This window comes from Cysteiniphilum litorale (genome assembly GCF_003428165.1).
Taxonomy (GTDB): Bacteria; Pseudomonadota; Gammaproteobacteria; order Francisellales; family Francisellaceae; genus Caedibacter; species Caedibacter litoralis.
This window is the reverse complement of sequence record NZ_QLIQ01000123.1, coordinates 1-1,370: the sequence shown is the minus strand read 5'-3', so window position 1 is coordinate 1,370 and position 1,370 is coordinate 1. Positions and strand designations below refer to the sequence as shown.

The 1,370-nt window shown below is 37.2% G+C and carries 1 protein-coding gene; it reads left to right on the top strand.

Annotated features, from left to right (window positions below; genetic code table 11):
- Nucleotides 1-1,370 (top strand): RHS repeat protein (locus DNJ75_RS14810; protein WP_157968401.1); only part of this gene is annotated, 1,370 nt, incomplete at both ends.

The window sequence follows — 1,370 nt, the reverse complement described above, 5'->3', positions numbered from 1 at the left end:
CTAAGAGAGACAGAACAAACCGATAATAGTTCAAAAACAAAATTTGTTTATGATGCTAATGGAAATGTTAGCTCTATTATCTACAGTGCTTCTGCGGATAATAGTATTCCAGTAGCACCAACCGTTAATAATAGCTATGATCCAAATAATAACTTAGCAACAACAACCGCTGTTGATGCCGCTAATAAACCATTAAGTAGTATTACCTTTGGTTATGATGCATTAAATAGATTAACATCAATGTCTTTTGCTGATGGTTATGGTTTGGGTAATGGCAGCTTGAATTACACTTATGACGATAACGGCTCTTTAACAAGCATACACTATCCTGATGGTTTGATCATCTCCTATAATCCTAACCCATTGGGAAATCCAACTCAGCTGGTTAGAACAGATAGTAATTTCCAAACGCTTGTAGTTGGCGATATCAAATATTCTCCCTTTAATACAATCACAAGCTATCAAGGTGGTGTTAATGTCACTCATACCTTGGATGCCATGGGTAGAATTAGTAATATTGCAGCAGGATCAATTGTTAATCGTACCTATAGCTATGATGGTGAGAATAATGTATTAAGTATTACTAATAATCTTAATACAAGTGAAAACGAAAGCTTCACTTATGATTATGCTAATCGATTAATAACGGCTAATGGCGTTTGGGGTGCTGCCAGTTATCACTATGATATGGGTAACAATATCACTCAATTACAAGTTGGTAGCCAGACAAATAACTATACCTACAGCACAAATAACCTTTTAACAGCGATCACCGGTAGTACCAATGAGAATATTACCTATGACGCCAATGGCAATGTGATCCAAAAAGGCGATGATCATTACCTGTATGATGCAGCCGGACATTTGATTCATTTTAATAACGCATCACACACAATTGATTTTAAATATGACCCTTTAGGGCATGTTATTACCACAAGAGAAGATGAAAAACGCTTGCTTATTACGGTTTATGATCGTGATGGGAAGCTAATGTATAAAGAAAATCGTGATTTGGTTAATAACACTAATGAAATCACCGATTATATTTATCTTGAAGGTAAGCTTGTTGCTACAGCAACACACTCTGTCTATGACGCTCAAAATGTTACCTTCCATTATTTGATTACTAACCCCCTAGGCTCACCCATTGCCAGCATTACCAACGGTCAGGTAGACTGGACACAAAGCTACCGACCATTTGGTATTGAATTAAAGGAGCGACCAACACCTGGAGATCATATCGGCTTTACAGGCAAAGAGACCGTTAAAGATATGAATCTTGTTAATATGAATGCAAGATACTATGCGCCAAGTCTTGGCAGGTTTATGGCGTATGATCCAGCGCCTCCTGAGGTTGATAATATCTTTAG